This is a genomic window from Flavobacteriales bacterium (assembly GCA_020635795.1).
In the GTDB taxonomy this organism is placed as follows: domain Bacteria; phylum Bacteroidota; class Bacteroidia; order Flavobacteriales_E; family Vicingaceae; genus Vicingus.
The window spans coordinates 20,023-34,017 of the sequence record JACJZD010000008.1; the positions used below are offsets into that span (position 1 = coordinate 20,023).

Genomic DNA, 13,995 nt, shown 5'->3' on the forward strand with positions numbered 1-13,995 from the left:
TCTGCTAAAAAGAAAGCCCTACCAATAATTTCTATCAACAGTTTGTTGTGAAGCAAAACAATTTTTAAGTCTTTGAATAAATTAATTATATTTGAATAAACATAATATTACAAATATTGTGATTCTACGCTATTAAAAATGAGATTAATTACGACAACAATATTGGTACTGACAATAAATGTTGTGTTAGCACAAACAGACGTTGAGAATTTAAAGCAAGACGTCGATAATCTTTTACAACAAGACAAGCCACTTGAAGCATTAGCCATCATGGAAGGTTTGGTTAATCGTCAAGACACTATATCTGGATATGGAAGATATAAGACACGTATTGGTCTTATTTATCAATCCCTTGACAGTATTGAACAAGCTAGAAAGTGGTACCTCAGTGTTATGAATGACTCTTTGATTACTGACTCTGTTGAAGACTTTTGGCTTGGTGATTGGGAAGTTAGAGGTAACTATAAACATGTAAGCTGTTACCAAATCGCTGTCAGCTATTACAAAGAGAATGACTTCAATAAATCAATTGAGTTCTACAAACTTGCCCTCGACTCCTTCCCTTACTATCACTTTTCAGGGTCTGACATTAACAAAAATAGAGTCAGAATATGTAATAACATTGCAGACCTGTACTCAAAACAAGGTGACTTAACAACCGCTTTTTCATATTTACTACCTTTTTTTGGCGACTATATAATATACTCTAACCGTGCAAGAAACAAGGCTGCAAAAATAATTAAAGAACACAATCTTCAAGAAGAATTTCTCTCAGTAATGAAGAAGAATTACAAAGCACTCATTAAAAACGAAACCATTGTTCTTGATTTTGGAGAAAAAAATATCGTATTAGAAGACTTAACTGGACTTAATAAATCCGAATCGGAAATACAAGAAAAGGCTAAATATTATTGGTCATTAATCTCAATGAGTGATATGATGGATGAATTCAAATAATATGACAAAAAAAATATTGCAGGTCAATCCTTCGACAAGCTCAGGATAACATTGACCGCAAGGACGACCACAAAAAAAAGTCCCGCAGTACTGCGGGACTTTTTTTATATCTAGTTAAACTAAGTTTAGTTCAAGGCTTCGGCACCAGCAACAATTTCTAAAATTTCGTTAGTAATCGAAGCTTGACGAGCTTTGTTGTAAATTAACTTTAATTCATTAATTAATTCGGTAGCATTATCTGTTGCTTTGTGCATTGCAGTCATCCTAGCACCGTGTTCTGATGCTTGAGAGTCTAATAATGCCTTAAACAACTGTGTTTTTAACGATTTAGGAATTAATTCTTCAATAATAAATTCTTTGTTTGGTTCAAAAATATATTCAGCTGATGATTTAGTTGCTCCTTCTGTTACTGTTGGTACAACTGGTAAAAACTGTTCAACTTGAATTTCTTGTACTGCAGCATTTTTAAACTGATTGTAAACCAATACAATTTTGTCTTGTTTTTTAGCTGCAAATTGATCCATTAATAATTGAGCCACTTCCGATACATTATCAAAAGTTAAGTTATCAATAATCTCAACACTTTTAGAAAATACTTCTTTACCTTTTACTGCTGCTGGAGACAATTTAAACGAATCCATACTTTTTTTACCAATAGAAACTATGGTAACCTCGCAGTTTTTGTAATCAGTTTCAGCAATTTTTTTAACCGTTTTAATCACGTTGTTGTTAAATCCACCACATAACCCACGGTTAGCTGTAATACTTACAAAAAGTACATTTTTAACTTCTCTTTCTTGGCTATAAACACCTTCGCTACTATCCAATCCAGCACTTAAGTTTTCAAGTATTTCTTGCAATTTTTTAGAATAAGGACGCATTTGAGTAATTGCATCTTGTGCTCTTCTCAACTTAGCTGCCGATACCATTTTCATTGCAGATGTAATCTGTCTTGTAGATGATATCGAAACTATCCTGTTTCGTATTTCTTTTAAATTTGCCATTTTCTAGTTTTCAGTTAACAGTTATCAGTCTTCCAACTTCTTACTTCAATCTTCCCTACTACTTATATTTCGCTGTTAATTCAGAAGCTGCTTTTTCTAATGTTGAAGTAATTTCATCATCTAATTTACCTGCTCTTAACGAATCTAAAACATTTTTATGTTTGCTTTCTAAATACGATAAATATTCAAATTCAAACTCTTTTACTTTATCAACAGGAACTTTGTTTATTAAACCTTTTGTTCCAAGGTAGATAATTGCTACTTGTTTTTCAACAGATAGCGGAGAGTTTTCTCCTTGTTTCAGAATTTCAACGTTACGTTTACCTTTATTCAATACCGACATGGTTGCAGCATCTAAATCAGAACCAAATTTCGAGAATGCTTCTAATTCTCTAAATTGAGCTTGGTCTAATTTTAATGTACCAGCTACTTTTTTCATTGATTTAATTTGAGCGTTACCACCAACACGCGATACCGAAATACCTACGTTAATTGCTGGACGAACACCTTGGTTAAATAAATCTGATTCTAAGAAAATTTGACCGTCAGTAATCGAAATTACGTTGGTTGGAATATAAGCAGAAACGTCACCCGCTTGTGTTTCGATAATTGGCAATGCAGTTAAAGAACCACCACCTTTTACCAAATGCTTGATAGATTCTGGTAAATCATTCATGTCTTGAGCAATGCTATCAACATTAACAATTTTTGCAGCTCTTTCTAATAATCTAGAGTGTAAGTAGAATACATCACCAGGATAAGCCTCACGACCTGGAGGTCTTCTTAACAATAAAGAAACCTCACGGTAAGCAACAGCTTGTTTTGATAAATCATCATAAATAATTAATGCTGGACGACCAGAATCTCTAAAATATTCACCAATTGCAGCTCCTGCGAAAGGTGAGTAAAATTGCATTGGAGCAGGGTCAGATGCATTTGCAGCAACAACAACGGTGTAAGCCATTGCGCCATTATCTTCTAAAGTTTTAACTATACCTGCAACAGTAGAACCTTTTTGACCAGTTGCTACATAAATACAGAATACAGGCTCACCTCTATCGTAAAATTCTTTTTGATTAATAATGGTATCGATACAAACGGTAGTTTTTCCTGTTTGACGGTCACCAATTACTAACTCTCTTTGCCCTCTACCTACTGGAATCATCGCGTCAATAGCTTTAATACCTGTTTGCATTGGCTCTGTTACTGGCTCACGGTAAATAACACCTGGAGCTTTTCTTTCTAATGGCATTTCGTAAAGATCACCAGTAATAGGTCCTTTTCCATCAATTGGATTTCCCAATGTGTCAACAACTCTACCTAACATTCCTTCGCCAACTTTAATCGAAGCAATTTTTTTAGTTCTTTTTACGGTATCGCCCTCTTTAACTCCTTTAGAAGAACCTAAAAGTACAGCTCCTACGTTATCTTCTTCAAGGTTTAAAACGATAGCATTTAAACCGTTTTCAAATTCAATTAATTCACCTGATTGTACTTGCGACAATCCATAAATACGTGCAATACCATCACCAACTTGTAGTACAGTTCCTACTTCTTCTAGTTGAGCTTCGGTGTTAAATCCAGCTAATTGTTGTCTTAATATAGCTGATACTTCTGCGGGTTTTACTTCGGCCATTTTTTATTTATTTAGTTCTTTATAATTTAAAATCTTTTATTCAATTAATTAAACTCCATTACTAAGTTTTGAAGTTTACGTTTGATGCTTTCATCAACTTGTTTATCGTCAACTCTCAAAATAATACCTCCAATAATCTCTGCATCAACTTTTTCAATCAACTCAATTGTTGAATGATAAGATTTATTTACAAGTTTTTTGATGTTTTCTTTTTGGTCAGCATTTAATGCAACAGCTGATGTAACATGAGCTATTTTAATGTTATGATGTTCTTTATAAACATCAATAAAAGCATTGGCGATATCAAACAATATGTTTTCTCTCTTTTTTGCAACAATTAATTTTACAAAAGAAGCCGAAACATTGTTTATTCCTTTAAAAATCTCGTTTAAAATAGCTAGTTTTTTATCTCCTTTTACGATAGGATTTTTTAAAACTAAAACAAGTTCGTGATTTTCATTACAAACTTTGTTAATCATTGTCATATCTTGATAAACTGCTTCTAAACATTTGTTTTCGATAGCAATACCAAGCAATGATTTAGCGTAACGCGATGCAACTTTAATATCTCTCATCTAAATTTTAGTTTAGATTAATTTCAGCAACGGCTGTATCAATCAACGATTTTTGTTTTTCAGCAGTAGCTAATTCTTGTTTTAAAATCTTTTCAGCAATTTCAATAGACAAAGTTGCTACTTGATTTTTTAATTCAGTAATAGCAGCTAATTTCTCGTGTTGAATCGACTCTCTTGCCGCAGCAACAATTTTTTCAGCTTCGGTATTAGCAACAGCTTTCGCATCACTAATCATTTTATCTTTAGCTGCACGAGCCTCTTTCAACATTTCGTCTCTTTCTTCTCTTGCTTTGTTTAACAACACTTCGTTGTTAGCAGATAATTCTGCCATTTCTTGTTTTGTTTTTTCAGCTAAAAGTAAAGCATCTTCAATAGAAGCCTCTCTATCTTTTACAGCTTTTAAAATTGGTTTCCATGCAAATTTTGCAAGTAAAAAGAATAAAATGCAAAACACAAGTGTAGTCCATACTATCAGACCAAGCTCGGGGGTTACTAACGGATTATCCATAATATATTTTTTATTTTGTTTAAGTTAATTTTTTAAAAACCAACTTATTGCCAATCGCAATAAGTTGGTTTTAGTTTTTTTAAAGACCCATAAGACCTACAACAACACCAAATAATGCAACACCCTCTACAAGAGCTGCTGCAATAATCATTGCTGTTTGAATCTTAGCGGTAGCTTCTGGTTGTCTTGCGATAGCGTCCATTGCTGAACCACCAATTCTACCAATACCTAATCCGGCACCGATAACTGCTAAACCTGCTCCAATTGCTGCGTACATAACTTTTATATATTTAGTTAAACAAAAAATTACAAATTAATGATGTTCGTGCTCTGCTACAGCTGTTCCAATAAACAATGCTGAAAGCATAGTAAAAACATAAGCCTGTAAAAAAGCTACTAATAACTCTAATACAGATATAAACAATGCGAATGGAACTGAAACAGCTGCCATTCCAATATTTTTAAAAATAAAAATTAACGATACCAAACTTAACACAACAATATGACCTGCTGTAATATTTGCAAATAAACGAATCATTAACGCAAACGGCTTAGTTAATATACCAACCAACTCAATAGGCATTAAAATTAACTTTACAGGCGCTGGTGCTCCTGGCATCCAGAAAATATGACCCCAATACTCTTTATTACCATTAAGATTTGTAATAATTAAGGTAAAGGTTGCTAAAACAAGCGTTACTGCAATATTACCCGTTAAGTTTGCTCCACCTATCCATGGAATTAAACCCAATAAATTGTTGAACCAGATAAAAAAGAATACCGTTAACAAATAAGGCATAAATTTCATGTATTTTTTCTCACCAATATTTACTAAGGCAATATCATCTCTAACAAACACAATTAATGGCTCCATAAAAGATGCAATACCTTTTGGTGCAATAGCCCCATTTTTTTTGTAATGACCAGCTGTTTTTATGAAAACGAAGAATAAAAGAATTACAGACATCAACATTGCAAAGACATTTTTTGTAATGGATAAATCTATCGGTCTTGTAGTTGTTTCATAATCAAAACCAACAGGCGCACCGTCTTTTAGTTGATATATCTTTTCATTAAACTTAATAAATCTCATTCCTTTCTTTTCAACAGCATGATGCCCCATATTATCGTGATGGAATTCACTAGATAAAAAAGTAACCAAGCCATTATTAGTCCAAAGAATTATAGGAAGAGGCATTGAATAGGAGTGTCCGTTGTAATCAAAAAAATGCCAATCATGAGCGTCAGCAATGTGATGCATAATAACTGGAATTGGATCGTATTTAGAATTTTCTTCAGTTTTATGATTTTCGTCATGTTCTGAAATAATTTCACTTGGATTATTAGCATGTATCAAACCAACAAAAACCAGTGAAAGCACTGAAAATACTAGGGTTTTGATGAATTTATCTTTTAACATAAGTCTTAATTTTCCGCCTCTCAAAATTGGCTGCAAATGTAGGTAATTATTTTATTTCAACAATGTATTTTTATAAATAATTCATTGTTTTTTACGTGCCTTTTTTTTGTGAGAAAAGACCTACTATCTAATCGTTTATAAAACAGATTATTAGAAATAAAAACTTCGAAAAATATGATGCTAGTTTTTATTTTGTTTGAGGTTCAAATATTTGATAACGGAAGTCGCTTCGAAAGCGATATAAATAAAGAAAACTATAAAAAAGTTGATTACAATAATTTTAGATTGGGAAGTAGGTAAAGAAAAATAAGGGTATAAAAATAAAACGGATGCAATCATTTTAAACAACACAAAGCCTAAATAAACAAATCCAGTTTTATCAGGGCTTTTATCTGTTATTTTATTAGTAACAATAATTACTATAGCGGTGATTAAAAACACAAAGCCATGCATCTTTGCTATGTCTTTAAATTCAAACGAATCGAATGGAATTAAAAAGCTGAATATTACTTGAAAAGAAAAAACAACTACAGAAAAAAGTAAAAGTTTAATAAAACTTTTATTTGTCAGAATCATCTTTACCTAATTTAATAACCTCTCTAATAATTAAATACAAAGCTAAAGCCACACCTAATAGCGAACAAACAATGGTTAAGTACGGTTTATTTAGATTGAAATGTGAATCGAGTTTTTTTCCACCCCATGCACTTACTCCTATTATTACTCCCATTTGAACAGCTACACCAGAAAATCTAGCATATTGACTAAGCGAACTGTTGGGCTTTTTCGAGGGTTTCTCGTTTTTCATCATTCTTTATACCTTTTACAACTCCACCCATATTACATGCTCCAGTAAAGTTTGCTCCAGGTTCTACAGATAATTTACCTGTTTTTATATCACCAATAATATTAGCGGTTGACTTTAGCAACAACAATTCCTTAACAATAATGTTAGCTTGAATATTACCTGAAATATCGGCATTATTACAACTAATTTCTCCTTCAACAACACCAGTTTGTCCAACCACTATTTTGCCGTCAGAGTAAATTTTTCCTGACAATGTTCCGTCAATTCTAATATCACCAACACATTTGATCTCTCCTTTAATTTCTGTTCCTTTTCTAATAATGTTAATTGCTGATGAATCAGCTTCTTGATTTTTTGCCATGGTTGAGGAATTTTTGTTAAACATAAAATAGGTCAATTACTAAAATAGTGAAACAAATATAAAAAACATTAATTTAATCCAAACTGTTTGGTAAAGAAATTTAAATAGTCAGGTATATTCTTGTCTTTATAAAAAATCACAAAATTATCATTAGAAATAATGAAGTATTGATAGCCTTTCGCATTAATTTCCGATAAATGCTCCTGATTAAACTTAAATGACTGGTAATAATCTTTTGCAGCATCTTCGTTTTTAAATTCTTTGACTGTGATTATTTGGTTTAATCCATTTAAGAATATACTACTTACATTAAAAGTCTCGTTTTGATAAAACGTAGTATTAAAGTTTGAAATATCAACCTTGTATTTGTTTGTATTGTTATCGTTAGAAGGTATAATTGCTATAAAAGTATAAACATCATCTGGTTTATAGCTATATTTTTCAACTGATGATGCCGAATTGGACGATGTAGTTTTACCAACCCCTTGATTTATTTTATCCAAAATAGTTTTTGCTTCGGCTGCAACTGGTGATGCAGAATGATTTTTTATCACCGTTTCTAAAGCCGTTTTAAATGTATCAACGGGACTAACCTGTCCTATTGCAAGTGCTTCCAGAAAATCAAACTTATCTTGCAAATGATTATCGGCAAAAATAGAACGAGATTTGTCAACCCTTGTCATAACCAAGCTATACTTTCCTTCTTTATACAAATCGAAAATTATACTGTAATAATTGTCTACACGTTTTCGTCCTTCACGAGTTGCTTTATTGTATGTTGGGTCTTGAATAATTCTTGCATATTCACTTTCTGGGTAGTTTTGAATAATTAACCTCATGTATTTTTCACGCATGGGATCATTATTTGTAGTCAAACTAATTCTATAAAGGTTGTACCATGTTGGCAAAACATATCTACATGTATCATAACGAACCAGCAAATCTTCAAACGACAATACCGACTGCTCATAATCCATAAAATCTTCGCGATAAATATTACCTAAGGCATAAAGTGCTTCAATGATTTTATTGTGAGAAACATTCATTTTTTTCTCATCTAAAGGTAAAAATTGAAGGTAGTAATCTGGGTCAGTCTTTTCGTTTATCACTATACTGTCAGAAATTGTTGAATCATTACCAACTGTAGTTAGTTCTTCATCAAAATTAATACTTGCTTGCTTGTTAGCTCTCCTCCAGTTATCTTCTAATTTTCGATTACCCCAATTTTTAACAAAATCGTTATATCCAAACCCAATAATGGTAGAGTTATAGAAATACCATTTACCATTTGATGTTGCATTTATTCCAGTAGCTGTATTGTTAGGTATGCCAGCATTATTAGCCTGTAATGCCTCTAATTCTGCTTGTTTTTGTTCTGCTAAAATTTCATTAGCAATAAGTTGTTCTATCGATTGTTTTCTGTAATCCAAATCAGTCGCCATTTTTTGTAAACTATCCTCAGTTTGCACAATATTGATGTTTTCCACCAACTCCCCTAAAGCCTTAGTCCGAGAATAAATATTATCGTAATCGTTATAAGTTTCTGGTAAAAACGTCATACAACTATCGTAATACATTTGTGCTGGAACATATTTTGGTTTGGCATAATACAATTCCCCTAAACGTAAATATGATAATGCTTTTTGTTTTTGATTTCCCACACTTGCCCAAGCTGATTTTTTTAAATATTCAATCCCTAAAGGTTCATCATTTTGTTTAAATGCGATGTCTGCCAAAGCATAATAAATTTGATCTAAAAACTCTTTGTTTTTAGCATCTTTCATCATTTTGGTTAACATTTTCTTTACGTCATCATTGTCTTTTCCTTCCACATCAAATGATAGTGCTCTACTAATTTGAGCATTAAACAACATGTCGTAACGAGGTTTTAAATCAATAACTTTCGTAAATAATTCAGATGCTTTGCTAAATTCTTTCTTTTTGAGCCACAACTGAGCCAACACATAATTGAATCGCTGCTTTTCTTTTCTATTTTTTGTTGTTTTTAACGCCTCCTCTAATTTTGCAATAGCATCGTCATATTGTTTTTTTCGAATAAAAAAATCAGCATATACGGCATTGTATTCGCTTTTAAATTTATCTGGAGGAGCCTTGCCCTCATCCATTAATTTTAAATAAACTTCAGCCTTGCTCATTTCGTTTAGCTCCATGTGTGTTCTCGCCAACCATATTAATGCTAAGTATTTTTCTGGCTTTTTATTGTACGCTTTTGCTAAGTATTCAAAGATTTCGATAGCTAGATAACGCTCATGCTTATTTACTCGAGCTTTACCAATAATCATGTAACAATCATCAACCCATCTATTGTGTTCTTCTTTTTTTACATATATCGAGTGTCTATCTATTGCCTCCGAACATTTTTCTATGGCTTTATCCATGTCAGGATATAAACTCTTCGATTTTTCTTCGTTTGGAAGAATAAAAAGAGGTATTAATTCCGAGAAATCATCAACGTGTTCATCAAGCAACTTTTGATTGGTTGCTTTCATTATTTCTTTTGCATTAAAATAGTAGTTGTATCTAGTAGTTGTATTGTGGTAAGCTCTACGAGTAAACGAATTCTTTTTTGTAGAACAAGCCATTAAAACCAATACGAATATTGCAATAACGAATTTTATGTTGAACGTAAATTTCAAATCGAATGGAACAATAACTTAAATTTTTGCTCTTTATTATTAATTAATCCGCTAAAATACTTATTTACTTGAAATATTTTTAAAGAATAGCTTATTCTAAGTGTATTGTAATAAGTTAACAAGCTAAAAAAGTATATTTGCAATAATAATTAGTAGAAATGGCAGTTCCAGATAAGAAACCTAAAAAGTTTCAGAAACTAAAACATAAGTACAGATTTGTTATTTTAAATGACGAAACATTTGAAGAGAAGTTGAATTTCAAATTGTCTCAATTAAATGTATTTACTGCTTTTGGAGTTGGCTCTTTATTACTGATTACACTTGTAACTGTTTTGATTGCTTTTACCCCTTTACGAGAGTTTATTCCTGGTTATACTGATGTAAAAATTCGTAAAACGGGTATTGAAAACACTTTGAAAATTGACTCATTAGAATTGGTATTAAAACAACGCGAACAGTACCTAGAAAATATTAATCGCGTTATACAAGGTGAACCTTTAGTGATGAATGATTCTGTTGTTGTAGATACTACTGTGAATTATAAAAACATAGTAAACAAGAAAATTCCACAAGATTCAGTATTGAGGGTGATGATTGAAACCGAAGAAAAATATAACTTGTTCAAAACAGCAGGAAAAACACCTGGCAGTATTAGTAATTTTATTTTCTTTAGTCCTTTAAAAGGTATCGTTACAGAAGTTTTTGATGCTAAAAAATTACATTTTGGAGTAGATTTAGTTGCACCAAAAAACGAAGCCATTAAAGCGACATTAGATGGTACCGTTATTTTTGCAGAATGGACTGCAGAAACTGGATATGTTATACAAATACAACACAGCAGTAATTTAATATCTATTTACAAACACAACTCCGTTTTGCATAAAAAACAAGGCGACAAAGTTAAAGCAGGAGATGTTATTGCTATTGTAGGTAATACTGGTGAATTATCTTCTGGTCCACACCTTCATTTTGAATTATGGTATAATGGAATACCTTTAAACCCTCAAGAATACATGATATTTTAAAAAGAAAGGCGACAAAAATTTGTCGCCTTTCTTTTTACCTTTTATTACTTTTATTAAAACTGAGTTCCGTCATTTTTAAAAGCACTAATACCCGTTACATCCATACCAGTAATTAACAAATGGATATCATGTGTTCCTTCGTAAGTAATTACTGATTCTAAATTTGCCATGTGGCGCATAATTGAATATTCACCAGTAATACCCATTCCACCATGTATTTGGCGAGCCTCTCTAGCAATTTTTATAGCCATATCAACATTGTTTCTTTTGGCCATAGATATTTGTGCAGATGTTGCTTTACCTTCATTACGTAAAACTCCTAATCGCCATGTTAACAACTGTGCTTTGGTAATTTCAGTTATCATTTCAGCCAATTTCTTTTGTGTTAATTGAAATGATGCAATTGGCACACCAAATTGTATTCTTTCTTTTGAATACCTTAATGCCGAATCATAACAATCCATCGCTGCACCAATAGCTCCCCAAGCAATTCCATAACGAGCTGAATCTAAACAACCAAGCGGAGCTCCTAATCCAGATTTATTTGGTAATAAGTTAGCTTTTGGAACTTTAACATTATCAAAAACCAACTCTCCTGTAATTGACGCTCTTAACGACCATTTATCGTGAGTTTCTGGAGTGGTAAACCCTTCCATTCCTCTTTCAACCAATAAGCCATGTATTCTTCCTCTTTCGTCTTTTGCCCAAACCACAGCAACATCAGCAATAGGAGCATTGGTAATCCACATTTTGGCACCATTTAATAGGTAATGATCGCCCATATCCTTAAAATTAGTTACCATTCCTCCAGGGTTTGAACCATGATCAGGTTCAGTTAACCCAAAACATCCCATAAACTCACCAGTAGCTAATTTTGGTAAAAATCTCATTCGTTGTTCTTCGTTTCCATATTTCCAAATAGGATACATTACCAAACTACTTTGTACAGAAGAAGTAGAACGCACACCTGAATCACAACGTTCTAATTCTTGCATAATTAAGCCATAAGAAATCTGATCTAAACCTGGCCCACCATATTCCGCAGGAATATAAGGTCCAAAACCACCAACTTCTGCTAAACCTGGTATAATTTGTTTAGGAAACTGAGCTTTTTGAGCATATTCCTCAATGATTGGAGAAACATCTTTTTTTATCCATGCTCTTACTGTATCTCTAATTAATTTATGCTCATCAGTTAACAATTCATCTAAATTGTAATAGTCTGGAGCTTGAAATCTATCGTCTGCCATAATGTATTTTTTTAATCAATGGCAAATGTAGATATTCTACATTAAGTATAAAATTTATTGAGATAAATTGAATGTATATTTTTTAGTTTGACGCTATTTTTATGATAGTCATCATAAAAAGCAATATTCCGTTTATTCAACTACTAATTTTCTCGAACTTGTCATTTTTCCATCTACATTTATCGTTACAAAATAAATACCTGACGGTATTTTAGACGTATCAATTAAGAATTGGTTTTTTCCAACAATTGTTTTAGAGTTTGTTATTTGTAAAACTTGTTGTCCTAATGAATTAAGTAGATTCACATTTACATCTGCAGCCTTTTCTGCTTCAATCAATAATGTTGCAACATTATTAGTAGGGTTTGGATATAATTGAATAGATGAAAATGTATTAATCTCGTCAACAGAAACAAACGCAATAGGATATTTTGAAACTACAGAACTTGTAGAATCTATTACTGTACCATTTTGGGTATAAGAGCCATATACAAACGAAAGAATTGGTGCTTTACTAACACTTGGTTTATAATAACTAATCATTGTAGCATTTACTGTTATTGGAGGTATATTTGGTAAAGGAGATAATATAATTGGATCTGTAACCATACTTTCTACTCGTTTCACTCTAATTACCGAATCTATCGACAATGTGCTAGAAAAAATTAAAGTTCCCCAAGCGTCTGCCTGAATTGTAACCGACCCTGTTGCATTAGTTGTTACCAATCCTACTAGAGCTACATTTGCAGAAAAAGAGCCTGCATAATTATCTGTGTAGCTATTACCATAAGAAAATGGAAATTTCATAACGACCTCTGGATTAACATTGTATTTAGCAGTAGTTAATCCAAAACCAGTAACATTTGCAATAAAACCTAAATTAGTAACACTATCTGTACTATTGAGTGTATATATATAATTTTGAGTTGAAACACTAGAATTTTCAGCTAAGTTTGCGGTAGGAAAATCACTTGCTCCAGATGTTAAGGCTGGATTAACGTAATACCCTGTCTGGGTTAATCCATACGTTCTTAATTTTGTGTAATCAAAAATGACATTCGCGCCTGTTGTTGTATCTAAAACAGAACTTGAATCAGCAACAATATAAACTACAGAGTCAGGATACGTATAAATAAAATTGGAATTGGTTAAAATAGGCTGAGCTATTGTTACAGATGCAATTAAAATGCAAGCATAAAGTGAAATTAATTTTTTCATAAATTGTAAGTTAAATGTAATATTCTTCTTTAAGAAACTCTTCATAAGGCGTTAAATTCGCCATCACTTGTAATTGTAAATATTTTTTATGAAATTTTTGCTCCGAAGGTTGACTATTTAATTGGTTAATTCTATATCTATCAAAATTTTTTAATGCTAACCATTGTTGAGGCGTTAACTCAACGCCTTTATACTCCAAATCGCGCAAATCATTAATACTTTCTACACCATTTATTAATGATTTACGTACTTTATTATTAAAAACATGATCCTTCATAGATTATACAAAGTTAACTGTTTTAACAAGTTAACTAACAAACATCGAATAAAATTTCAACACTCAAATGTTAATGCTATACTCAAGACGTCATTCTTGTTTGTTTGGTTGTCTAACCCTACTGAATAATAGTAACATGTCCTATTTTTTCGTGTTTTTTGTCGTTGTAATCTTTAAAGAATAATTTCCATACATACACATCTCCAGGTACTTTATTACCTTTGTACGTCCCATCCCAAGGTTCGAACAGTTTGTTGGTCTCAAACAACTTTTCTCCCCATCTATCAAATATCATAAAA

At 32.0% G+C, this 13,995-nt stretch carries 16 protein-coding genes; 2 read left to right on the forward strand and 14 right to left on the reverse strand.

The window, feature by feature from the left end; genetic code table 11:
• Nucleotides 1–138 precede the first annotated feature (138 nt).
• Nucleotides 139–957 carry a hypothetical protein gene (locus H6589_12740; GenBank protein ID MCB9175471.1) on the forward strand — a complete coding sequence of 273 codons (819 nt, stop codon included), beginning with the start codon at nt 139–141 and terminating at the stop codon, nt 955–957.
• A 125-nt stretch (nt 958–1,082) separates the two neighbouring features.
• Here H6589_12740 and atpG read toward each other — a convergent pair whose 3' ends face one another.
• The 10 genes from atpG to H6589_12790 all read right to left on the reverse strand — a co-directional run bounded on the left by atpG (nt 1,083) and on the right by H6589_12790 (nt 9,872).
• Entirely contained in the window at nt 1,083–1,961 is an 879-nt protein-coding gene (gene atpG / locus H6589_12745) for an ATP synthase F1 subunit gamma (GenBank protein MCB9175472.1), read from the reverse strand.
• Between the two features lie 58 nt (nt 1,962–2,019).
• Nucleotides 2,020–3,597, reverse strand: a complete 1,578-nt coding sequence (locus H6589_12750) for a F0F1 ATP synthase subunit alpha (GenBank protein MCB9175473.1) — start codon at nt 3,595–3,597, stop codon at nt 2,020–2,022.
• Nucleotides 3,598–3,641: 44 nt separating this feature from the next.
• A complete protein-coding gene (atpH, locus tag H6589_12755; GenBank protein MCB9175474.1) occupies nt 3,642–4,172 on the reverse strand; it encodes an ATP synthase F1 subunit delta in 531 nt (176 codons plus the stop codon).
• Nucleotides 4,173–4,179: 7 nt separating this feature from the next.
• Nucleotides 4,180–4,680 carry a F0F1 ATP synthase subunit B gene (locus tag H6589_12760; GenBank protein MCB9175475.1) on the reverse strand — a complete coding sequence of 167 codons (501 nt, stop codon included), beginning with the start codon at nt 4,678–4,680 and terminating at the stop codon, nt 4,180–4,182.
• 79 nt (nt 4,681–4,759) lie between these two features.
• The gene (gene atpE, locus H6589_12765; GenBank protein MCB9175476.1) at nt 4,760–4,957 is read right to left on the reverse strand and encodes an ATP synthase F0 subunit C; all 198 of its coding nucleotides are present in this window, start codon (nt 4,955–4,957) and stop codon (nt 4,760–4,762) included.
• A 36-nt stretch (nt 4,958–4,993) separates the two neighbouring features.
• Nucleotides 4,994–6,100 carry a F0F1 ATP synthase subunit A gene (atpB, locus tag H6589_12770; protein MCB9175477.1) on the reverse strand — a complete coding sequence of 369 codons (1,107 nt, stop codon included), beginning with the start codon at nt 6,098–6,100 and terminating at the stop codon, nt 4,994–4,996.
• A 180-nt stretch (nt 6,101–6,280) separates the two neighbouring features.
• Nucleotides 6,281–6,676 carry a hypothetical protein gene (locus H6589_12775; GenBank protein ID MCB9175478.1) on the reverse strand — a complete coding sequence of 132 codons (396 nt, stop codon included), beginning with the start codon at nt 6,674–6,676 and terminating at the stop codon, nt 6,281–6,283.
• A complete protein-coding gene (locus tag H6589_12780; GenBank protein ID MCB9175479.1) occupies nt 6,660–6,908 on the reverse strand; it encodes an AtpZ/AtpI family protein in 249 nt (82 codons plus the stop codon). The genes H6589_12775 and H6589_12780 overlap by 17 nt, the downstream gene beginning before the upstream one ends.
• Complete coding sequence (locus H6589_12785) at nt 6,865–7,269, reverse strand: polymer-forming cytoskeletal protein (GenBank protein ID MCB9175480.1); 405 nt, start codon at nt 7,267–7,269, stop codon at nt 6,865–6,867. Before H6589_12785 ends, H6589_12780 begins: the two co-directional genes overlap by 44 nt.
• A gap of 68 nt (nt 7,270–7,337) precedes the next feature.
• Nucleotides 7,338–9,872, reverse strand: coding sequence for a tetratricopeptide repeat protein (locus H6589_12790; protein ID MCB9175481.1), 2,535 nt, complete (start codon nt 9,870–9,872; stop codon nt 7,338–7,340).
• A gap of 212 nt (nt 9,873–10,084) precedes the next feature.
• Here H6589_12790 and H6589_12795 point away from each other — a divergent pair, with 212 nt between their 5' ends.
• A complete protein-coding gene (locus H6589_12795; GenBank protein MCB9175482.1) occupies nt 10,085–10,951 on the forward strand; it encodes a M23 family metallopeptidase in 867 nt (288 codons plus the stop codon).
• A 53-nt stretch (nt 10,952–11,004) separates the two neighbouring features.
• On the opposite strand, the gene H6589_12800 is transcribed toward H6589_12795, so the two are convergent.
• The 4 genes from H6589_12800 to H6589_12815 form a co-directional block, all read right to left on the reverse strand.
• Complete coding sequence (locus H6589_12800; GenBank protein ID MCB9175483.1) at nt 11,005–12,201, reverse strand: acyl-CoA dehydrogenase family protein; 1,197 nt, start codon at nt 12,199–12,201, stop codon at nt 11,005–11,007.
• Nucleotides 12,202–12,333: 132 nt separating this feature from the next.
• Nucleotides 12,334–13,419, reverse strand: a complete 1,086-nt coding sequence (locus H6589_12805; GenBank protein MCB9175484.1) for a T9SS type A sorting domain-containing protein — start codon at nt 13,417–13,419, stop codon at nt 12,334–12,336.
• A gap of 10 nt (nt 13,420–13,429) precedes the next feature.
• The gene (locus H6589_12810) at nt 13,430–13,696 is read right to left on the reverse strand and encodes a hypothetical protein (GenBank protein MCB9175485.1); all 267 of its coding nucleotides are present in this window, start codon (nt 13,694–13,696) and stop codon (nt 13,430–13,432) included.
• Between the two features lie 118 nt (nt 13,697–13,814).
• On the reverse strand, nt 13,815–13,995 hold a 181-nt coding region (locus H6589_12815; GenBank protein MCB9175486.1), incomplete at its 5' end, for a gliding motility-associated C-terminal domain-containing protein.